This window comes from Thioclava sp. GXIMD2076 (assembly GCF_037949795.1).
Classification (GTDB): Bacteria; Pseudomonadota; Alphaproteobacteria; order Rhodobacterales; family Rhodobacteraceae; genus Thioclava; species Thioclava kandeliae.
Genome location: NZ_CP149934.1, coordinates 105,987 through 127,125 on the forward strand (window position 1 = coordinate 105,987; position 21,139 = coordinate 127,125).

Genomic DNA, 21,139 nt, shown 5'->3' on the forward strand with positions numbered 1-21,139 from the left:
GTCCTGCCGGTCATCGGGGCGATCTCGGGGCCGAGTCCCGGGCAGGGATCTCACTGGTGATCAATAAACTGTGTCACGTCTGACAGGCAGGTAGCCCGCAGGGCGGGTTCGTAAAGCGTCAAGCGCGCCGCGGGTGCAAGGTGACATCCTCCGGAACGGAGAAAATACCGGCAAAGGGGGAGGGGCGGCGGTCTGGCAGAGGGGCCTGAGATGGCGGCCCGATTGGTCGTTAGGCCTTCTCGCGCCACGATTTCAGCACGATGGAGGTGGTCACATCGATCACCTCCGGATGGCGCGAAAGCCGGTCGCGCAGCTCCTCGAGCACATCGAGATTGGCCGCCTCCAGCAGGATACGCATGTCGATATCGCCGGTCAGCGACCAGCATGATACCACTTCGCTCCAGCGTTGGATCGAAGCATAGACCACCGAGCAGGTATTGCGCTTGAGCCGCAGATCGAACATCGCGCGCGTTGTGGTGACCGAGGCCGCATGGGTCTGGTCCATCTCGATGGTGAAGCGGCTGATCACTTTCGTCTCGATCAGCTTGTCGACATGATACTTCACCGTAGGCCGCGACAGCCCGATGATATCCGCAATCTCGGTCAGCGAGCGACGACTGTTTTCGCGCAAGAGTTCCAGGATCAGATTATCGGTCGGGCTCAATTGCATGGCGATTCCTTAATTCCTGACAAGGATAGGGGATTTTTCTCCGAATCGAAGAGAGAATTGCATTTTGCACTGTATGCGGCGCGACGTCAGCGCGGCCAAACTCACTTAAACACTCAGTCAAGGATCATGATTCATGGATTTAGTCCTCACGCGGAACGATGTGGCCGGAAGGTATGGCGGCCAGGATTGGCAGCGGGTCGTGTTTTCCGAATTCGATGCGGCACTCACCAGCAAAAGCCGCCCCTTCCCCTGTGTCTTCGGCGTGGCGGGGTTCAAGACGGACCGGCTGCGCTTTGCCTTCCCCGAGCCGTTGACCCCCGAGACGCTGGCGCCGATCCTGCGCAACTATCTGGCGCAGGCCCGCGGGATCGGGGCAATGACCTCGCTGGTGATCTTCGCGCGCCCCACGCCGGTCGACACGCTCGAAGCCTATCGCGACCAGTTCTGGGATCTGCTCGACGGTCTGGTGGCCCTTGATGACAGCCCGCAGCCCGAAGGTGTCTCGCGCAATCTCGACGATCCGACATGGGAATTCTCCTTTGGCGGGGAGCCGATCTTTGTCGTGTGCAATACCCCCGCCCATGTGCTGCGCCAGAGCCGCCGCTCGAGCAGCTTCATGATCACCTTCCAGCCGCGTTGGGTGTTCAACGGCATCACCGATAGCAAGGCCCCCAGCATCACCCGTTCGCTCGACCGTGTGCGCGAGCTTCTGTCCGAATATGACATGCTCGCCCCCTCGCCGACGCTCGGCCATTACGGCGATCCCGCCAATCGCGAATACCAGCAGTATTTTATCGACGACACCAACGAGACCCCCGCCTGTCCCTACCACCAGCTGGGCAAGCCGCCTCTCAAACTCGTCAAGGAAGGATGATCCCATGAAAGACCTGAACCTGAGCCTCAAATCCCCGAGCGTGCGCCAGATCTCCGCAACCAGAGCCGATTACTGGTCGATCGTCGAGGCGCTCATGCCCGTGCAGGGCTGTATCGAGGTGCAGCAGGACCAGCCCGGCAAGGAGCATGCCTGGCATGTGCATGACAATGACGAGACCCTGGTGGTGCTGGAGGGGCATGCGAAATTCTACTGGGAGGGCGGCGCGCAGATTTGCGGTGCAGGCTCGGTGATCTCGCTGCCTGCGGGCGTGCGCCACGGCTCCATCGCGATGGAAGATGGCGTGCGCTATCTCATCGCCTTCCAGGCGGTCGATCTGTCCCAGTTTGGAGCGGATAATGGCTGAGCTGAAAAAATCCCTCGGCGTCACCCGTGGCACGGCGATGATGCTCAATATCGTCCTCGGCGCCGGTCTTCTGACGCTGCCGGGTCTGGCGCTGCAGGAAGTGGGCGCGAGCGCCACGCTGATCTGGATCGCCTGTGCCGTGGCCGCAGCCCCACTCCTGTGGGTCTTCGGCATTCTCGGCAGACGCTATCCCGACGCGGGCGGGATCGCGGCGATCATGGGCCATGCGTTCGGGCGGCATGGGCGCATCTGCGCGACGCTGCTGTTTCTGGGTGCTGTCTCGGTGGGGCTTCCGGCCATCGCACTGACCGGCGGGCATTATGTAGCGGCCACATTCGGCGGGCCCGCGGCGCTCTATGCCGCCATTATCCTGCTGGCCGCACTGGGCGTGAATTTCCTCTCGGCGGAAACCGCCGGACGGGTCAATACCTTTATCGCCTCGCTGGTGCTGGTGTTTATCCTCGGGTTGGCAATCGTGGGCTATCTCGCGGTCGCGCCTGCGCCTGCTCCGGTAACCGTGCCCCTGCAGGAGGTGCCGAGCCTGAGCCATATGGGCATGGCCTTCATGATGGTCTTCTTCGCCTTTACCGGCTGGGAGGTCAGCGCCAATCTGGGCGGCGAGTTCCGCAATCCCAAGCGCGATCTGCCGCGGGCCATGGCGCTGTCTTTCGCGGTGGCCGTCGTGCTCTATCTCGTGCTCTCGCAGGTCGTGGCCAAGGCCGGTGTGCTGGGGGCGGGGCCTGCGCCCTTCGCGCAGATCTTCGGCCAGTCCTTCGGGATCGGCGGGAGCGTCGCAATCTCGGCGCTGGCGGTCCTGCTGATCTTCGCCAATCTCTCGGCGGCGGTCTGGGCGGTCTCGCGCATGGTCTATTCGGCAGCCCGTGACGGGCTTCTGCCTGCGCCCATCGCCCGTATCCGCAATGACGTGCCGCTCAATGCGGTGATGCTGACGGTGGCGGTGCTTCTGGGCGTGGTGACGCTGGTGGGCAGCGGTCTCCTCGATATGGCGCAGCTTCTGGCGGCGGCGGGGCAGAATTTCCTCCTGCTCTATACCGGTGCGGCGGCAAGCCTTCTGCGCCTCGAGCGCAAGGCGCTTTACCGTGCGCTGTCGCTCCTGTGTCTGGCGCTGGTCGCCGCGCTCTTTATCGGGCGCGGGGGCGAGGGGCTCGCCTATCCCGCGCTCCTCATCGCGCTGGGACTGGTGATCGCCAAGGCGCAGGGCAAGGATCGCCCGATTGCCAGCCCCGCCGAATGAGGCGGGACCGATATCCTTTGGGCATAACCTGTCTCTCTTAAACTGCCTCTCCCCCAGACTGGGCCGATCTCCGGATCGGCCCTTTTTTCCTATGCGCGGTTTGGCCGGACGAGGGGGCCAGAACTGCTGCCGGGAACTGGATGCCGGAACCGGATGCCCGAATTGGAGGCCCGAAATATTGACCCGCCCCCGATCGGGGCGTATCGCCTATGATCGTCACCCATCGCCGGAGCCCGCCATGACCCGACCGCCCTTCGTGATCTCGATCCAGAGTCAGGTCGTCTTCGGCCATGTCGGAAATTCGGCGGCTGCTTTCCCGATGCAGGCAGCGGGGCTGGAGGTGGCGGTGATCCCGACGGTGATCTTCTCCAATACCCCTGATTATCCGACGCTCCGGGGCCAGGCGCTGCCGCCCGGTTTCTTTGCCGATCTTCTCCTTGGGGCGCAGGAACGCGATCTGCCACGGCGGGCCGATTACATCGTGACGGGCTATATCGGCTCGCTCGAGGTGGCCAAGCAAACCGCTGATTTTATCGCTGATGCCAAGGCGCAGAACCCCGATCTGATCTACCTATGCGATCCGGTGATGGGCGATCAGGGGCCGGGTCTCTATGTGCCCGAAGCCATTGCCGATGTAATGCGCGAGCGTCTTTTGCCGATGGCCGATCTGGCCACGCCCAACCCTTTCGAGCTGGGATGGCTGACGGGGCGCAAGATCGACACGCTGGCCGGTCTGGAGGACGCGAGGGCCGATCTGCGTCTGGCGCCCGGGGCGCGGCTCGTGGTGACGGGATGTGCGTTGAACGATACGCCTGCGGGCAAGATCGAGAGCATCATCTTGGGCGAGGGCGTGCCCAGCCGCCATCCGGTCACCCATCTACCGATTGCTCTGCCCGGGACCGGCGATCTTTTCGCGGGGCTGATCGTGGCCTGCCTCGGGCGCGGAATGACCTTACAGCAAGCGGTGGCCCGTGCGCAGGATCTGGTCTCTGTCGCCTTGGCCCACGCCCGTGATCTGGGCGCGGGCGAGGTGGTGCTGAGCGAACCCGGCTTCCGCAAGGCGCTGCTGACCTTGGGCGATTGAACGGCCTATGCCAGCTCGGGCGGCGTGAAGGGGGCGGGCGCTGAGGCCTGTGTGGCTTTCACGATGCGGACCAGACAGCTATGGGCCGCACATCCCTGCGAGAGCTGGGAGGCGGGGCGGTCCTGTGTCAGCACGTTGGGGTTGCCATGGCGCTCGAGCCCCGTCTCGGGACAGGGGTCGAACCAAGCGCCCGTCGAGAGCCTTAGCACATTGGGCGCCACACCCGCATCGGGCACCGCAGAGGCCAGACAGCGCCCGCGCGCATTATGGATCTCGACCAGATCGCCATAGGCCAGACCCAGACGCGCGGCGTCGCGGTCGTTGAGATGGGCCGGCTCGCGCCCGTGGATCTTGCCCGCCAGACTATGCGGCGAGGCATCGAGCTGGCTGTGGAGCTTGCGGGCGGGCTGGTCCGAGATCAGGTGGAACTGGTCGGGGGCGGCCTCTCCCGCCCATTCGCCGGGCGGCAGCCAGGTGGGATGGCCGAAACAATCTGGGAGCCCCATCGCATGGATTGCCTCGCTGAAGATCTCGATCCGGCCCGAGGGCGTCTCGAGCGGTGCGCCTTCGGGATCTGCGCGGAAGGCACTCAGCATCACGCGTTGCTCGGGCGGATCATGGGGCTGCAGATCGATCACGCCGGCCTCGCTGAAGGCGGCATAATCGGGCAGGTCGACCCCCTCGCGCGCCCACATCTTGCGCATACGGCCGTAGAGGCTCTCGATCCATTCGGCCTCGCTGCGGTTCTCGGTGAATTTCTCCTCAACGCCCATCACCCGGGCGATGCGGGTGAAGATGGCATAATCGCTCTCGGCCAGTCCGGGGGGCTCGGCCGCCTTATGGGTATGCATCACCACCCCCTCCATCGTGGCATAGCCCAGATCCTCGCGCTCATGCGCCATCGAGACCGGTAGCACGATATCGGCGCGCCGCGCGGTGGCGGTCCATGCCTGCTCATGCACGATGATCGTATCGGGCTTCTGCCAGGCCCGCTCCAGCCGGTTGAGGTCCTGATGGTGGTGATAGGGGTTGCCGCCGGCCCAGTAGACCAGCCGGATATCGGGGTAGCTATAGGTTTCCCCATCATAGGTGAAAGGCGCGCCCGGAGTGAGAAGCATATCCGCGATCCGCGCTACGGGGATGAACTCCTTCACCGGATTGATCCCCTGCGGCAGCGAGGCCCCGCGCAGCTCGGCATGCGGGCTACCCATCAGGTTCTCGGCGCCATAGCCCACGCCGAAGCCGCCACCGGGCAGTCCGATCTGACCCAGCATCGCGGCCAGTGTAACTACCATCCAGAAAGGCTGCTCGCCATGTTCGGCCCGTTGCAGCGCCCATGCGATATTGATCATCACCCGCTTGCCGGCCATCTTGCGCGCAAGGGCGCGGGTCGTGGGGGCCTCGATCCCGCACAAGGGGGCGGCCCAGTCGGCATCTTTGGGCTGACCGTCTCTGGCCCCCGTCAGATAGGGCTCGAATTTTTCCCAACCGGTGCAATAGCGGTCAAGGAAGGCGCGGTCATGCGCGCCCATCGCGCGGATTTCATGGGCCAGTGCCAGAAGGAAGGCGGTGTCACTTCCGGGGCGGATTGGCAGCCACTCGACAGGCGCGCCGGTCTCCATATTGTCGCGCAGCGGTGAGACATTGATACATTCGACCCCCGCACCGGCCATCTGGCGCAGCCCCTCGCGCACGCGGTGACGCGCGACACCCGCCTGCGAGATCTGTGCGTTTTTCAGCGGCACCCCGCCAAGGGTCAGGAAGAGATCGCAATGCGCGGCCAGATCGTCCCATGTGTTGTGGTTGTTCATCAGCCAAGCCATCGGTGCCACTACATGCGGCAGAACCACCCGTGCGGCGGCGAGGGAATAGCTGTCGCGATGGGCGACATAGCCGCCGATCGTGTTAAGGAAACGGTGCACCTGCGATTGCGCGTGATGGAAGCGCCCCGCCGAAGCCCAGCCGTAGGAGCCGCCGAAAATCGCTTTGTTTCCATAGGTCTGGCGGATGCGGTCCAGCTCGGCCCCTGCCAGTTCGGCGGCCTTGTCCCAGCTGACCTCGACAAAAGCTTCGCGTCCGCGCAGATCGGGTCGCGCACCCGGACCCTGTTCGAGCCAGCTCTTGCGGATGGCGGGCCGCAAGACCCGTGTGCGTGCCACCTCGGGCGAAAGCTGGTGCAGCCCGATCGGGTTAGGGTCGGGATCGAGCGCATTGCTCTTCAGCCGCACCCCTTTGGGGCCTTCGACAATATCATAGGTGCCCCAATGGGAAAGCGTCTGGCGGGAAGTCATGGCGGGCCTCATGCACGGATTACACGTGCAGACCATGCCACTGGAAAAGTGGCTTAGCCATAGGCAGGCTCAGGTTTTTTCGGGCTGGTGGCGCAGGATTACTCCCGCGCCACCCGATTGGGCAGTTGTCCTTACCGCATCACGAATGGATCGGGAATGGGATCGTCGCTGGTGCGCAGCCAGACCGTTTTGACGGTGGTGTAATCGAGTGCGGCGGCCAGCCCGCCCTCGCGCCCATGCCCCGACATCCCGTGCCCGCCGAAAGGCGCCATCGGGCTGACCGCGCGATAGGTGTTCACCCAAACAATGCCCGCGCGGATCGCGCGGATCATCCGGTGCGCGCGGGTGAGGCTTTGGGTAAACACCCCCGAGGCCAGCCCGAAGGCCGTGTCATTGGCCAGAGCGATGGCCTCGTCCTCGGTGTCGAACCCCACGACCGACAGCACGGGCCCGAAGAATTCCTGCGTGATGCAATCGGCCTCGCGGGCATCGGTGCAATCGAGGATGGTGGGCGGGAAGTAGTAGCCCGCACGGTCCGGCACTGTGCCGCCCGTGACCAGCGTCGCGCCCTGATCCAGCGAGCGGGCGATCAGCTCCTGTGCATGCGCGCGCTGGCGGGCGGTGCAAAGGGGGCCGATCTCGGTGCCCATATCATCGGGCGGGCCGATGATGCAGGCTTCGGCCTTGGCCTTCAGCCTTGCCAGAAAAGCGTCCTTCACCCCGTTCTGGACCAGTAGCCGCGAGCCCGCCACACAGCTCTGGCCGGTGGCGGCAAAGATCCCCGAGACCTGCGCATTGGCCGCGCTGTCCAGATCGGCATCGTCAAAGACGATGAAGGGCGATTTGCCCCCCAGTTCCAGCGAGGTCGAGGCGAGGTTCTCGGCCGAATTGCGGATGATCTGGCGCGCGGTCTCCGGCCCGCCGGTAAAGGCCACATGCGCCACTTTGGGATGGCGGGTCAGCACCGCGCCACACTCCGCCCCGAAGCCTGTCACGATATTGAGCACCCCTTTGGGAAAACCTGCTTGATCAAAGATCTTGGCGAATTCCAGCATCGGCGCGGGGCCGTCCTCTGACGCTTTGAGCACGACCGTGCAGCCCGCCGCCAGTGCCGGCCCGATCTTGACCGCCGAAAGAAACAGCTGCGAGTTCCACGGCACGATGGCGGCCACCACGCCAATCGGCTCGCGCCGGAGCCAGACCTCCATATCGGGCTTGTCGATGGGCAGATGCGCCCCCTCGATCTTGTCGGCAAGCCCCGCATAATAGCGGTAATACTCGGCCACATAGGCGATCTGGGCGCGGGTCTCGCGAATGATCTTGCCGGTGTCGCGGGTCTCGATCTCGGCCAGCGCCTGCGCGTTCTCGGCAATCAGGTCGGCAAGCCGGTAGAGCAGTTTGCCCCGTGCGCTCGCGGTCATTCCCGCCCATTCGGGCGAGAGGAAGGCACGATGGGCGGCCTCCACCGCGCGGTCCACATCGGCGGATTTCGCCTCGGGCATCAGTGCCCAGGGCGCCCCCGTTGCGGGGTCGAGGCTTTCGAACTGCGCCGATCCAGCGTCAAAAGTGCCGTCAATATACTGCTGAAAGCTCTGCATCGGCATCCTCCTTCTTGAAGGCGGGCATCACCTCGTTGATGAACCGCAAGAGCGACGCCTTCTTGCGCTCGAAGCTCTGGCTGGAATCGATCCAGAAGGAATATTCGTCATAGCCCTGCGCCTCATAGGTGCGGAGGCGGGCGATGACTTCCTCGGGCGTGCCGATCACCAGATCGCGCTGCATGGCCTCGGGCGTGTAGAACGGATGGGCCGCGATCTCCTCGTCCGAGAGAGGAGCTATCAGACCTTGGGTGATCTCGCGCTTGTTCATGAACCACGCGCCGAAATAGTTGTAGAAGCGGTTGAACTCGCGGGCCGCTTCCTTGGCATCCGCCGCGTCCTCGGCCACATAGCTATGCATCAGAAGCATGATCTTGGGGCGCGGGATTTCGGGGTGTCTGGCGCAGGCATCGTTGAACGTGTCAATCAGATGCTGCACCTCTGGCTCGCCCTTCCACAGCGGCGCGACCTGCACGTTGCAGCCATTGGCCACGGCAAATTCATGGCTGTTGGGGTCGCGGGCGGCGACCCAGATCGGCGGGCCGTTCTCTTGCAGCGGTAGCGGTGCCGAAGTGGTTTTGGGGAACTGGTAGAATTCGCCCTCATGGGCGTAATCCCCCTTCCAGAGCGCCTTTACCGCAGGGACCAGCTCGCGCAGGCGCTGGCCCGCGCCCCATGCGTCGAGCCCCGGCATCATCCGGTCATATTCGAACGTATAGGCCCCGCGGGCAATGCCGAGATCAAGGCGCCCGTCGGTGATGATATCGGCCATCGCCGCCTCGCCCGCCAGCCGGATCGGATGCCAGAAGGGCGCGATCACCGTGCCGGTGCCAAGGCGCACATGTTTGGTGTGACGCGCGACATCCACGAGGCTGAGAAGCGGATTGGGCGCGATGGTGAAATTCATCCCGTGATGCTCGCCCGTCCAGACGGCGTGCATGCCGCCTTCATCGGCGATCTTACACAATTCGATGAATTCGTCGTAAAGCTGTTTTTGATTATCTTCGGAAGAGATGCGCTCCATATGCGCGAAAAGCGAGAATTTCATACCGTTAGCTCCCGGCAGAGACCGTGCGGACCTCGCCGCTGGTCTGCGTTCCGTAATAAACCCCGAAGCTGCCGATGCGCGTTTCCTCCATGAAACGCTTCAGCATCTGGCAGGTGGCTGGATCGGCAAGATCCATCAATGTCGACGGGACGAGTTCGGTGAAAGCGCCGGTTTGCGGCACCCCACCTGCGGCATCACAGTGAAAGGTAATATGCTGACAGTTGCGGCGCGTATCTTCATAGACGGCATAGAGAAACCCCTTGCGGGCATCGAGCCCCGTGGCCTCCAGAAGCCGGTCGAGTGCGGCCGAGACCCCGTCACGCCCGACCTTCGTCTCGGGCAGGGCAAGGCCCCCGTTGCGGTCGCTCACCAGAAGGACGCGGTCCTCGTGGCGGATCAGGGCCGAGACCCTGACCTCCACGCCTGAATCGATCCGGTCAAGCGCACGGGCCTCGGTTGCGGGGCGCAGATAGGCCCCGCGTGCATAGCCCAGACCTGCGGTAGGGCTGGTGCCGAACGCCTCCACGCGCCCGATCAGGATCACATGGTCACCCGCCTCGACGATCTGGTGGGGAACGCAGTCGAACCATGCCGAGACATCACCGATCACCGGTGCGCCATTGGGACCCGGCCACCAATGCAGGTCGCGGAAGCGGTCCTCTGAGGGCCGCGCGAAGGTATTGGAGATGTCTTTCTGGTCTTCGGAGAGGATATTCACCGCAAAGCCGCGGCTCTCGGTAAAGGCGCGGTAATTGCGCGAGCCATTGGCGAGGCAGACAAGAAGAAGCGGCGGATCAAGGGAAACGGACGTAAAGGAATTTGCTGTAAAGCCTACGGGCTTGCCAGTCTCGTCATGGGTGGTGACCACGGTCACACCGGTCAGGAATGACCCGAACGCATCGCGGAGCGCGCGTGGATCGAGCTGGGTCATGGGGCACCTCCTCCCGTAACCGGTGCAAGCGCCGGTATCGCAAGCCATTCCTCCAGCGCGGCATTCACCCGCGCGGGGGCCGTCAGATTCACCATGTGGCGCTGGTCTTCGATTATGAGCGTGCGGCCGCGAGGAGCGGCTCGTGCCATAGCTTCGGCCATTGCGGGGGTCGAGTTGGGGTCACCCGATCCTGTCAGTGCCAGAAGCGGGCAGGTGATCTGGGCAAACCTGTCAGCATAGGTGGCATCCCCTTCGGCAAAGGCCCGATAGGCGGTGGCATAGCCATTCGGGTCCACCGCCTTCAGCCACCCGGCCACTTTCTCGCGCGCGGATTGCTCCCCGGGGGTCTCTGCAAACCAGCGCGTGAGCGGTGTGGTCAGATCGAACACGCCTTGCGCGATGAGGGCCGCGCGGGCAATCACCGCCTCGCGGGCGGCGGGATCGCGGCGGAACACTCCGTTCAGCAGCGCCACGCGAGTGACCTGATCGGGATGCTCGACCGCCATACCACCGGCCACCAGCGCCCCCATCGAATGGCCCGCCAGACTGACCGGCCCCAGATCGAGCGCCTCGAGCACCTGATGCAGCCATCCGACATAATCGGGCAGGCGAGCGGTGTCGGGCAGGGGGGCGCTTTGCCCATGACCGGGCATATCGAGGGCGATTACCTGATAGCGGTCCGAGAGCGCCTCGATCTGCGGTCCCCATGCGGCGGAGTTCATCCCCACCCCATGGATCAGCACCAGTGGCGCACCCTTGCCTGCGTCAATCCCCCCGAGCGTCCCCAGACGCTCAGACAGATGCAGGGTTGTCGACATCGCCACCCATCTCCTTCAGATCCTGATAGCGGTCACCGATGCGGTGATGCGGGCGCCCACCGATCGAGGCCCCGAGCGCGATGACAATTTCATCTGCGGCGGGGGCATCGGCCACCGATAGCTGCATGGTCAGATAATGACTGCGACGGCCGCCATCATTCTTGTCCATCAGCGGGATATAAAGGGGGGCATTGGCCGGACCGCGGGTGTTGCAGAAGGCCAGATAGGATTTGGCACCGACCGCTTCGCGGTAATGGTTGCCAAAGCGCAGGGTGTGGATAAGGGCCGAGGCATGTTCGACCTCGCCATTGAGGCCCACAATCGCAGATTTGCCATAGCCCTCGACCTTGTCGCCGCCCCCTGCGGCATCAAGGATCATCTTGGTCAGCAGCGCGCCAAGGCCCGGTGCGCAATCAAGGATCTCGGGACGGAGGTCTTCTACAAAGCCCTTTCCGGCCCAAGGGTTACGGATAACGGCGATGGCCGCGATCATGCGCAAAGGGGTCTCGGCCACTTTGCCGCCTTCGATCAGCGTGTCTTCGATATGCAGCAATGTCTTGCGAATCTCAGCAGGCATTGAACGCTCCCGGTTGGTTCTATTTTTTAGTATTATGGACTCATGGAATACCGTAATACAATCCTACAATCAAGCTTGTCGTATGAGGGCGGATCTGATAGGAAAATGCCATGACAACTCTTGGCCTCAATAAGATCGACCAGCAGCCGATCACCCTGCGCGAGGTGGTGCTTGACCGCCTGCGTGATGCGATCATCAATGACGTGTTCAAGCCCGGCGAGCGGCTGATCGAGCGGGTTCTGTGCGAACAGCTGGGCGTCAGCCGCACGGTCGTGCGCGAGAGCCTGCGCTATCTCGATGCCGAGGGGCTGGTGGAGCATGTGCCCAATCGCGGGCCGATTGTCGCACGGATGACATGGGCCGATGCCCGCCAGATTTACGAGATCCGGCGCAAGCTGGAAAGTGATGCGGCGGAGGCCTGCGCGCGCAGCCTGACGCCCGCGCAGGAGCGCCGCCTGCGCAAGGCGCTGAGCGAGCTGGAATCGGCGGCGCTGCAGCATGAAAGCTCGGCGCTCTTCAAGGCCACGACACGGTTCTACGAGGTGATCTTCGAGGGCGCGGGCCACAATATCGCGTGGGAAATCGTGAGCCGGTTGAACAGCCGGATTTCGCGGCTCCGGATCATGACGCTGACCAGCGCCGACCGGGATGTGTCCGGCCCGGGCCATATGCGCGCGATCTGCGAGGCGATTGCCGCCCATGATGCGCAGGCCGCCCGTCTGGCGGTCGAGGCGCATCTGAAAGACGCCTCCGCGATTGCCGAAACGCTTCTGAAACGCGAGGAGAGCTGACATGCCCAAAGCCTACTGGATCGCGCGGGTGACGGTGACCGACCCCGACGCCTATAGCGGCTATCAGGCGCTGGCACCTGCGGCCTTCCAGAAATACGGCGCGGTGTTTCTGGCGCGTGGCGGCGTGACCGAGGCGATGGAAGGGCCCGGATGGGAGCGCCATGTGGTGATCGAATTTGCCGATCTGGCCACAGCCAAAGCCTGTTACACCTCGCCTGAATATCGCGCGGCCCGAGAGGCCCGCGCAGGCGCTTGCCGCGCCGAGATCTTCCTCACCGAAGGGATGTAAGGGGCGCGTAGCGCCCCATTTGTCAGCTCAGGTGATGGGGCGGCGCGAGGCCGTAAACGGGCGTGTCGATCCCCGCATGACGTGCCTTCAGCTGCAGCGCCAGATAGCGCGAATAATGGCGTGACTGGTGCAGGTTACCGCCGTGGAACCATAGGCCGTCCTGCATGGTGGGTTTCCACATATTGCGCTGCTCGCCCTCCCATGGACCGGGGTCTTTGGTGGTGTCGGAGCCCAGGCCCCAGCATTTACCGACCTTGTCGGCGACTTCCTGGGAGATGAGATCGGCGGCCCAACCGTTCATCGAGCCGTAACCCGTCGCATAGACCACCAGATCGGCGGGGAGGTCCGTGCCATCATCGAGCACCACGGAAGTTTCGGTCAGATGGCTGATCCCCTTGCCCGATTGCAGCTTTATCGAGCCATCGATCACCAGATCACAAGCGCCCACATCGATATAGTAGCCCGAGCCACGGCGCAGATATTTCATGAACAGACCCGACTCATCATCGCCGAAATCGAGCATGAATCCCGCCTTTTCCAGTGCTGAATAGAAGTCTGCATCGCGGGCCTTGATCTCGGCATATTGCGGGACATGCCACTCATGCATGATCTTGTAGGGCAATGAGGCAAAAATCATATCGGCCTTATCGGTGGTGATGCCGTTTGCCACCGCCTCTTCGGAATAGAGCGCGCCCAGACAGACCTCGCGCAGGCTGTCGGATTTGACGATATGGGTCGAGGACCGCTGCACCATCGTCACATCCGCCCCATTCTCCCAAAGGGCGGCGCAGATATCATGGGCCGAGTTATTCGCCCCGATCACCACCACCTTTTTGCCGCGATAGGCATCGGGGCCGGGATGCTGGCTGGAATGTTGCTGCTCGCCCTTGAAGACATCCTGCCCCTTGATCTGCGGGACATTCGCCTTGCCCGACATGCCGGTGGCCATCACCAATTGCTTGGGGTGCAGGGTGATCTCTTCGCCCGCGCGGTCGAGCACCACGGTCCATTCGCCCTTGGCCGCGTCATATTGCGCCGATGTCGCGCGGGTGGAGGACCAGTAATTCAGCTCCATCACGCGGGTATACATCTCGAGCCAGTCCCCGATCTTGTCTTTGGGCGCAAAGACCGGCCAGTTATCGGGGAAGGGGATATAGGGCAGGTGGTCATACCAGACCGGATCATGCAGGCAGAGCGATTTATAGCGCTGCCGCCATTGGTCACCGGGCCGCTCATGCGCATCCACCACGATGGTCGGCACATCCAGCTGCCGCAGCCGCGCACCCAAGGCGATGCCACCCTGACCGCCGCCGATAATCAGCACATAGGGCTGGGTCTCGATGCCAAGGCTTGCTGCCTCCTGCTCGCGCTGTTCCTTCCACGAGAGGCGGTTCGGGTCATGGCCGTGCTCGGCCCCCATCGGACGGCGCAGTTTGCGCGGCTCCTCATGGCCTTTCAGCTCATGAAGTGTCGTCAGCAGGGTCCAGATCTTGCCCTCTTTCATCCGGATATACCCCACGCCGCGCCCCAGCGAGGTCTCGAGCCGGAGCCAGCCTTCGGTCACGCCATCGGCCTCTGTCACCGCCTCCGACGGGTCCAGATGTAGCGCTTGTGCGCGGATCACCGGCAGCTGTGCGGCCGCCATATCGGCAATTGCCGGACGCCCCTCAAGCGTCTTCAGGTTCCATGTGAAGGCTGCCAGATCGCGCCAATAGCTGTCTTCCAGAAACAGATCGGCCACCGCCTGCGCATCGCAGGCAATCATCGCGCGTTCGAGATCGTTCACGAGCGCCTGCAAAGCGCCGTGTTGGGACGTATCGAGCATAGGTTTCTCCTCCCTTGGCTCTGGTGAAGCATCGGCGCGCGGGGCCTCCTCAAACCCCTGATGCGCGCCGATGCGGGATTTTATGCCTCCAGATCGATCAGGATCTTGAGGTGGTTGCCCGCCGGATCAAGCAGCGCGTCAAAGCCTTCCTTGACCGCATCGTCGAGCTTGATCTTCTTGGTGACAATCTTGGCCGCAGGGACCGCGCCGGTGGCGATCAGGTCGATGACCTTGGGCCAGTAATAGGTGGGATAGGCCCATGCGCCGCGCACATCGACATCCTTGAAGGTCACGTCATGCCAATGCAGCTTGCTGTCCTTGGTATGGAGCCCCACCTGAACGATGGTGCCTTGCTTGCGCACCGCCTGCAGGCCGGTGTTGAGAGCGGCCTCGTTACCAGAGGCCTCAATCACCTTGTCGCAGCCCACGCCACCCTCGGTCGCCTCGCGGATGCGGGCCACGACATCATCCTTCATCGGGTTCAGCGTGATCACCTCGGGCAGGATATCGCGGGCCATTTTCAGGCGCGTCTCGTTGACATCCGACAGGAAAACCTTGGTTGCGCCGTAAGCTTTGGCGGCCAGAAGCGCCAGCATCCCGATCGGGCCTGCGCCGGTAATCAGCACGCTATCGCCTGCAGTGATCTCGCCACGCTCTGCGGCATAGACGGCCACGGCGGTGGGTTCCACAAGGGCTGCTTCCTCATCCGACATGCTGTCGGGGATCTTGACCGCATTATAGTCGTTGATCACGCAGCCTTCGGCAAAGCCGCCGCCATTCCAGCTCAGGCCGACAAGCGCCAGATCTTCGGACAGGTGGAACAGCCCGCGATCCGAGAAGTAATCGCCCGAGCGCGGCATGACCAGCGGCTGGCACGAGATCCGGTCGCCCACTTTCACATGGGTCACGCCTTCGCCCACAGCCGTGACCGTGCCGCCGAACTCGTGGCCCAGAACCTGCGGCAGAACCGCCTTGGTGAAGGGATGGGGCTCGGAGGGCACAAAGATCGGGCCGGCAACATATTCATGCAGGTCGGTGCCGCAGATACCGGCGAAACGATTCTTCACCGCCACTTGGCCGGGGCCGGGTTTGGCGATCTCTTCGATATTCTCTACACGCAGGTCTTTGGCCGCGTGAAACCGTAGCGCTTTCATTGACGCTTCTCCTTAACTTTTACGTCTCCCATGATGCGCCACTGGCTGCGACAAAATAGCTCAGCTTATGTTAAGCTGTCTTTTCAGGGGGTTATTGCGGCAACCTGTTGCAGGCCCCGCGGCAGCTGTTGCATCTCTGCGCAACAGTTACGCTGCATTGCCGCACAAATGCTGCGCCATGCAGACGACCCCGTTCCCTGATAGGCAGATGTGGACTAGGCTTTGCTCTGCCACAGGGCGCGGCAGGGGGATGGGGGACGTATGCACAGGATCAGGGAGCATATCCGCGAAATCGAGGCCGTCTCGCACGGGGCCGCCATCGGACGCGATCCGGCGATTGCCGCCAGCTGGCGCCGCTGCCTGAGCGAGCACAAGCTCGACCCCGCCCGCCGCTCCGAGGCCTATATCGTGCCAAACCGCGTGCTGCGCCAGCATCGCGAGCGCTCGGGCGATCTGATCTCCATCGCGCGCTCGGGGATCGAAGATCTCTACAAGCTGGTGGCGGGTCAGGACTATGTTCTGCTTCTGGCCGATGCGGCCGGTGTCACGGTCGAGTTTCTGGGGCAGGAGAACCGCCGCGCGGACCTGCAGCAATCGGGGCTCTATCTGGGCGCCGAATGGTCCGAGGCACGGGCGGGGACCTGTGCGCTCGGGGCCTGTATCATGGGCGGCGAGCCGATCATCGTGCATCAGAGCGACCATTTCGATAGCACCCATACCGGTCTCAGCTGCACGGCTGCGCCGATCCATGATCTCTCGGGGCGGCTGAGCGCGGTGCTCGACATCTCGCTGCTGTCCTCACCGCGGGCGCGGGTCAGCCAGTCGCTGGCGCTCAATCTGGTCAAACAGACGGCGCGGCGGATAGAGATGGCCAATATCATGGCCGAGAGCCGCCGCGATTGGGTCTTGCGGCTGGGCACCAGCGCCGAGTTTCTGGATACCGATCCCGAGGCGGCGCTGCGTCTGGATGCGGCGGGCCGTGTGACCGGCATGACGCATGGCGCGGCGCGGATGATCGCGCAGGCTCTCGGGCAGGACTGGCGCAGGCCGGATCTGCTGCTGGGACGTCCGATCTCGGAGATCCTGCATCTGGACCCCACGCGGATCGAGGAGCTGACCCGCCACACCCCCGCCCGCGAGCGGATCGTCGAAACCCGCGACGGCCACCGCCTCTTTGCCCATGCGATCGAGCCGCGCCGCGAGCCTGCCCGACATTCCCGCCCCGCGCGGCCCATGCCGCAATCGCTCAGAGCCCTTGTGCGCGACGATCCGGCGATGACCCGCGTGATCGCGCGGGCCAGCGAGCTGGCCTTCGCGCAGGGGCCTGTCCTGCTAACGGGGCCGCAGGGGGCGGGCAAACGCCATCTGGCGCGGGCGATCTGCGAGGCGGGACAGGTGGCGAAATTCATTCCTCTGCGCTGTGGCGAGTTTCTGGCCGAGGAGGAGCCCGCGATTTTCGGGCGCGAGACGCGGCAGGGTTTTGAGCCAGGGCTGATCGAGGAGGCGCAAGGGGGCGCGCTCTATCTCGACCGGCTGGAGGAATTGCCGCCCAAAGCGCAGGCGCGGCTGGTATCGCTGGTGGCGGAGGGGCAATGGCGTCCGGTCGGGGCGGTGAGGCCCCGCAAGGCGCGGATGCGGATTTTCGCCTCGCTTGGGATGCCCACAGAGGAGGCCTTCACCAAGGGGCTGTTGCGCCGCGATCTATATTTTTCCTTGCACCAGAATACATTGGCGCTCCCTGCGGTGAGGGACCGGCGCGATCTGGTCTGGTTGGCGGAAATGGCGCTCTCCGAGGCAATGCGCCAGCCCGTCACGCTGGCTCCCGATGCTGCACGATGGGTCACGCAGCAGCCATGGTCGGGCAATATGTCGGAACTGCGCGATTTTGCCCGCCAGACAACGGTGGATCTGTCGCGGCGCGGGCTGGAGCAGAGGCTCTGTCTTGACTGTGCCGATCTGGCGCTGCCCCTCCCCGAAGCCGCTCCGCCGGAGGAAAGCCACGCCGCCTTGCTGGCCCATATCTTGCGCCAGACGGGAGGTAATATCTCCGAGGCGGCCCGCAGGCTCGGGGTGAACCGCTCCACGATCCACCGCCAGATGCACCGATACGGGCTGGTGCGACGTTAAACATGGTTGTCAAAAGCCGGTCCATTTGCCAGATGCACCGGAGGCCACGCGAACGGAGACCCACATGACTAACCTGCGTCTGATCGACACCGGCGGCACGATCGGTATGGTGCCCTCAGAGCAGGGGCTCGTGCCGGGTGAGGGGGTGGTCGAGGCCTATCTGCGCGCGAACCTGCCCGAAGGCGTGACGCTGGATGTGGTGACCTTCGACCCGCTGATCGACAGCGCCAATATCATGCCCTCCGACTGGAACCGGCTGGCCGATCTGGTCGAGGCCTATGACGGGCCGGTGCTGATCACCCATGGCACCGATACGCTGGGCTATACGGCGGCGGCGCTTTCGCAGGTGATTGCGCCCGAGCGCTCGGTCGTGCTCTGCGCCGCGATGCAGCCTCTGGGTCAGAAGGCGGATGCCGAGGACAGCCTGCGGGTCGCGATGGGGCATCTGGTCACCGGCGCCGCTGGCGTGACGGTGGCGGTGAATGGCGCCATCCTTGCGGGCGCAGGCGTGACAAAGACTGACAGCCATGCGCCCCAAGCTTTCATTTCGGTCCCGCAGGCGGCCGCGCGCGTGGGCGATCAGGGTAAGCGGTTCCGCGAGGATGTGGATATCGGCGTTCTCACGCTCGCCCCCGGTCTATCGGCAAAGGCGCTTGCGGCGCAGCTGGGATGTTTCGACGCGGTTGTCTTGCGGATCTATGGTGCGGGAACCTTCCCCGAGCGCGCGGATCTGGTGCAGGCCGTGGCCGATGCCACGGCGCGAGGCATGCCCATCCGTGTGGTCAGCCAATGCCTGACGGGCGGTCTGGCTCCGGGACTCTATGCCGCCGGAGCGCAGTTCTGGCAAAGCGGCTGCACCAGCGGCGGGACCGAGACGGTCGAGCTGGCGCTTGTGCGGCTGTCTCTGGATCTCGCCCACTGACTTTCCAGTGAAATCATTGTGATTTCGACTCTCGAGAGGCGCATCAGATGGCGTATATGCTGCTGAGGCGAAAGCATCATCCTGATGCGATATACACGCCAAAGATGTATTCCCGATTTTGATGATCACGAAGCGGTAGCAGCTTTGCTCAAATCGTTGCCGAACTTGTGATACATCAGTAATTTCGAGTAATTAACTCGGTTATAATAGCCATGCTTAGATGTATTGCGGATTTATATTCGCAGGCTAAGTGTCGCGCATAATCGGCTCGGTATACGGCGGTATTCCGCCGCTCGATCCGAAGGGATTCGTCCCACGCAACATTTTTGGAGCCCTAGTCATGGATTATTTCATCAAAGCGGGAGGCGCCGCGACGCGCCCGACTGCTGGCGTGATGTCTCGGCGCAAGTTTCTTGGTACGACCGCAGCGCTTCTGGCTGTGACCCCCGTTGCCAGCCGCGCCTTTGCAAAGACCGCACCCGCGCAGACCGATGTCGCCAATCTGGCCAGCCTGCTGACCGGCAAGGACGTAAATGCCGCACTTGCCATGCGCGCGCAGGCAGCACTCACCGAGAACAACCCCGACTTCCCCGCGAATATGGACGCGTTGCAGGAATTCGTGGCGCAAAGCGGTGCGACCGATATCGAAGCGTTGAAAGATATGCCCGGTTTCGAGGGTAGCATCCGCCAGACCGCACAGGACATGATCTCGGCGCTCTATCTCGGCTATGTCGGCACGCCCAAGGGGCAGAGCGCCGTGGATGACGTGAAATTCGTGACCTTTACCGAGGCCCTCACATTCCAGCTGACCCATGATTACACGCCGATCCCGAGCTATTCGCGCTGGGGCACGGATTATTGGGTCGAGCTTCCGAAGACCAACTGAGCCACCGCTCACCCACGTCTTCAAATCTAATAAGGAATACCCATTTTGGCTCAAGAATACGATGCAGATGTGATCGTGGTCGGCTCGGGGGCGGTTGGTTCCAACGTCGCCAACGAGCTCGTCGATCAAGGCAAATCGGTGATCATCCTCGAGGCGGGCCCGTCGGTGCCGCGCTGGAAAATCCTCATGAATTTCCGCAATTCGGGGCGTCATTACGACCATAACGACCCCTATCCGAACAACCCTTGGGCGCCGACGAGCTACCAGCCGGGTTATCTGGAAAACTCGGGCAGTTTCAACATGATGCCCGGTATGCTCAAGCTGGTGGGCGGCACCACTTGGCACTGGGGCGGTGCGACATGGCGCTATGTTCCCAATGATTTCAAGCTGAACTCGCTTTATGGCAAGGGCCGCGACTGGCCGATCAGCTATGACGATCTCGAACCCTATTACACCCGCGCCGAATACCAGCTGGGGATTGCGGGCTCGGATACCGAGGACCAGTCGGGCAACCATGCAGGCGAGGCCTTCCCGCCGCGCTCCAAGCCCTATCCGATCGATAACGAGAAATATTCCTATAACGCGCAGGTCCTGAACGACCGTCTGGTGGAGGCTGGCTACAAGACCTGCCACGAGCCGACCGTGCGGATCCACAAGCCCTGGGATGGCCGTCCGGCCTGTCAGGGCAATAATAACTGCGATCAGGTCTGCCCGATCGGCACGCTTTATAACGGCTCGATCCATGCCGACCGCGCCACCAAGAAGGGCGCGAAACTGATCACCGAAGCGGTGGTCCACAAGATCGAGACCGGCGAGGGCGGCAAGATCACCGCCGTGCGCTACCTGACCCCCGAGGGTGAGGAGCACCGCCTGACCGCAAAGGCCTTCGTGCTGGCCGCCCATAGTTTCGAGACCGCCAAGCTGATGATGATGAACGATATCGGCAACTCTTCCGATATGGTGGGTCGTAACCTGATGGACCATATCGGGATCTCGATGGAATTCCTTGCCAAGGATACCATGTGGTCGGGCCGTGGTCCGGTGCAGCAGGCCACCATCATGAACTGGCGCGACGGCGATTTCCGCTCCGAGCATTCGGCGAACAAATCCGCGCTCGCCAACGGCAACCCGCAGATCGGTCTGGCCGATGCCGCCATCAAGGCGGGCCTGATGGGCAAGGAACTGGACGAGCGCATCATGGATCAGTCCTCGCGCTATATGTATGTCTATTCCTTCTTCGAGATGCTGCCCGATCCGGCCAACCGCATCCAGCCGAACCCGAACTGGAAAGACAGCATCGGCCTGCCGGGGATCAAGATCCATTTCGACGTTGATGATTATGTGAAAGCGGGGGCCGTGAAGGCGCGCGAGATGTATCACGACATCAATAACAAGATGGGCGGAGAAATCCTGCGTATCAACGGCTTCGAGAACCACGACCACCTGATGGGCACGATGATCATGGGGGATGATGCGAAAAACTCGGTCGTCAACCATGAGGGCCGCAGCCACGATCACGAGAACCTCTTTATTGCCTCCGTCGGGATCATTCCGGCTGCAGGCGTTGTCAACCCGACCCTGACCGCGGTGGCCCTTGGCATCCGTTCGGCCGATATCATCGCGAAGGAGGTCTGA

Annotated in this window: 19 protein-coding genes; 10 read left to right on the plus strand and 9 right to left on the minus strand. The window is 63.1% G+C overall.

The features are described from left to right. Nucleotides 1-229 precede the first annotated feature (229 nt). Entirely contained in the window at nucleotides 230-670 is a 441-nt protein-coding gene (locus WDB91_RS17540) for an Lrp/AsnC family transcriptional regulator (protein ID WP_339115440.1), read from the minus strand. A 133-nt stretch (nucleotides 671-803) separates the two neighbouring features. On the opposite strand from WDB91_RS17540, the gene WDB91_RS17545 reads away from it, so the two are divergent. The 4 genes from WDB91_RS17545 to pdxY all read left to right on the plus strand — a co-directional run bounded on the left by WDB91_RS17545 (nucleotide 804) and on the right by pdxY (nucleotide 4,247). Then, nucleotides 804-1,544, plus strand: coding sequence for a YqcI/YcgG family protein (locus WDB91_RS17545; RefSeq protein ID WP_339115441.1), 741 nt, complete (start codon nucleotides 804-806; stop codon nucleotides 1,542-1,544). 4 nt (nucleotides 1,545-1,548) lie between these two features. Beyond that, on the plus strand, nucleotides 1,549-1,908 hold the full coding sequence (locus tag WDB91_RS17550) for a cupin domain-containing protein (RefSeq protein ID WP_339115442.1): 360 nt from the start codon (nucleotides 1,549-1,551) through the stop codon (nucleotides 1,906-1,908). Then, nucleotides 1,901-3,163 (plus strand): amino acid permease, encoded by a 1,263-nt coding sequence (locus WDB91_RS17555; RefSeq protein WP_339115443.1) that lies wholly within the window; start codon nucleotides 1,901-1,903, stop codon nucleotides 3,161-3,163. The genes WDB91_RS17550 and WDB91_RS17555 overlap by 8 nt, the downstream gene beginning before the upstream one ends. A gap of 238 nt (nucleotides 3,164-3,401) precedes the next feature. Further along, on the plus strand, nucleotides 3,402-4,247 hold the full coding sequence (pdxY, locus tag WDB91_RS17560) for a pyridoxal kinase (protein WP_339115444.1): 846 nt from the start codon (nucleotides 3,402-3,404) through the stop codon (nucleotides 4,245-4,247). Between the two features lie 5 nt (nucleotides 4,248-4,252). Here pdxY and WDB91_RS17565 read toward each other — a convergent pair whose 3' ends face one another. From WDB91_RS17565 to WDB91_RS17590, 6 genes are all read right to left on the minus strand, one after another. Further along, a complete protein-coding gene (locus tag WDB91_RS17565; protein WP_339115445.1) occupies nucleotides 4,253-6,538 on the minus strand; it encodes a molybdopterin-dependent oxidoreductase in 2,286 nt (761 codons plus the stop codon). A gap of 131 nt (nucleotides 6,539-6,669) precedes the next feature. Beyond that, complete coding sequence (locus WDB91_RS17570; protein ID WP_339115446.1) at nucleotides 6,670-8,136, minus strand: aldehyde dehydrogenase; 1,467 nt, start codon at nucleotides 8,134-8,136, stop codon at nucleotides 6,670-6,672. After that, complete coding sequence (locus WDB91_RS17575) at nucleotides 8,111-9,184, minus strand: LLM class flavin-dependent oxidoreductase (RefSeq protein WP_339115447.1); 1,074 nt, start codon at nucleotides 9,182-9,184, stop codon at nucleotides 8,111-8,113. Before WDB91_RS17575 ends, WDB91_RS17570 begins: the two co-directional genes overlap by 26 nt. Nucleotides 9,185-9,188: 4 nt before the next feature. Continuing rightward, complete coding sequence (locus WDB91_RS17580; protein ID WP_339115448.1) at nucleotides 9,189-10,115, minus strand: flavin reductase; 927 nt, start codon at nucleotides 10,113-10,115, stop codon at nucleotides 9,189-9,191. Further along, nucleotides 10,112-10,933: an alpha/beta hydrolase gene (locus WDB91_RS17585; RefSeq protein WP_339115449.1), complete on the minus strand. Its 822-nt coding sequence runs from the start codon at nucleotides 10,931-10,933 to the stop codon at nucleotides 10,112-10,114. Before WDB91_RS17585 ends, WDB91_RS17580 begins: the two co-directional genes overlap by 4 nt. Further along, nucleotides 10,908-11,510, minus strand: coding sequence for an amino acid synthesis family protein (locus tag WDB91_RS17590; protein WP_339115450.1), 603 nt, complete (start codon nucleotides 11,508-11,510; stop codon nucleotides 10,908-10,910). The genes WDB91_RS17585 and WDB91_RS17590 overlap by 26 nt, the downstream gene beginning before the upstream one ends. 110 nt (nucleotides 11,511-11,620) lie before the next feature. Between WDB91_RS17590 and WDB91_RS17595 the strand changes: the two genes are divergently transcribed. Continuing rightward, on the plus strand, nucleotides 11,621-12,301 hold the full coding sequence (locus WDB91_RS17595) for a GntR family transcriptional regulator (RefSeq protein ID WP_339115451.1): 681 nt from the start codon (nucleotides 11,621-11,623) through the stop codon (nucleotides 12,299-12,301). A gap of 1 nt (nucleotide 12,302) precedes the next feature. After that, on the plus strand, nucleotides 12,303-12,590 hold the full coding sequence (locus WDB91_RS17600) for a DUF1330 domain-containing protein (protein ID WP_339115452.1): 288 nt from the start codon (nucleotides 12,303-12,305) through the stop codon (nucleotides 12,588-12,590). 22 nt (nucleotides 12,591-12,612) lie between these two features. Here the strand turns inward: WDB91_RS17600 and WDB91_RS17605 are convergent, their stop codons facing one another. Both WDB91_RS17605 and WDB91_RS17610 read right to left on the minus strand, forming a co-directional pair. Beyond that, complete coding sequence (locus WDB91_RS17605; RefSeq protein ID WP_339115607.1) at nucleotides 12,613-14,355, minus strand: NAD(P)/FAD-dependent oxidoreductase; 1,743 nt, start codon at nucleotides 14,353-14,355, stop codon at nucleotides 12,613-12,615. A gap of 140 nt (nucleotides 14,356-14,495) precedes the next feature. After that, on the minus strand, nucleotides 14,496-15,569 hold the full coding sequence (locus WDB91_RS17610) for a 2,3-butanediol dehydrogenase (protein ID WP_339115453.1): 1,074 nt from the start codon (nucleotides 15,567-15,569) through the stop codon (nucleotides 14,496-14,498). Between the two features lie 261 nt (nucleotides 15,570-15,830). On the opposite strand from WDB91_RS17610, the gene WDB91_RS17615 reads away from it, so the two are divergent. From WDB91_RS17615 to WDB91_RS17630, 4 genes are all read left to right on the plus strand, one after another. Next, nucleotides 15,831-17,696, plus strand: coding sequence for a sigma-54-dependent Fis family transcriptional regulator (locus WDB91_RS17615; protein ID WP_339115454.1), 1,866 nt, complete (start codon nucleotides 15,831-15,833; stop codon nucleotides 17,694-17,696). 64 nt (nucleotides 17,697-17,760) lie between these two features. Beyond that, nucleotides 17,761-18,618, plus strand: a complete 858-nt coding sequence (locus WDB91_RS17620; RefSeq protein WP_339115455.1) for an asparaginase domain-containing protein — start codon at nucleotides 17,761-17,763, stop codon at nucleotides 18,616-18,618. A 340-nt stretch (nucleotides 18,619-18,958) separates the two neighbouring features. Further along, nucleotides 18,959-19,504, plus strand: coding sequence for a sugar dehydrogenase complex small subunit (locus WDB91_RS17625; RefSeq protein WP_339115456.1), 546 nt, complete (start codon nucleotides 18,959-18,961; stop codon nucleotides 19,502-19,504). A gap of 45 nt (nucleotides 19,505-19,549) precedes the next feature. Next, nucleotides 19,550-21,139: a GMC family oxidoreductase gene (locus WDB91_RS17630; protein ID WP_339115457.1), complete on the plus strand. Its 1,590-nt coding sequence runs from the start codon at nucleotides 19,550-19,552 to the stop codon at nucleotides 21,137-21,139.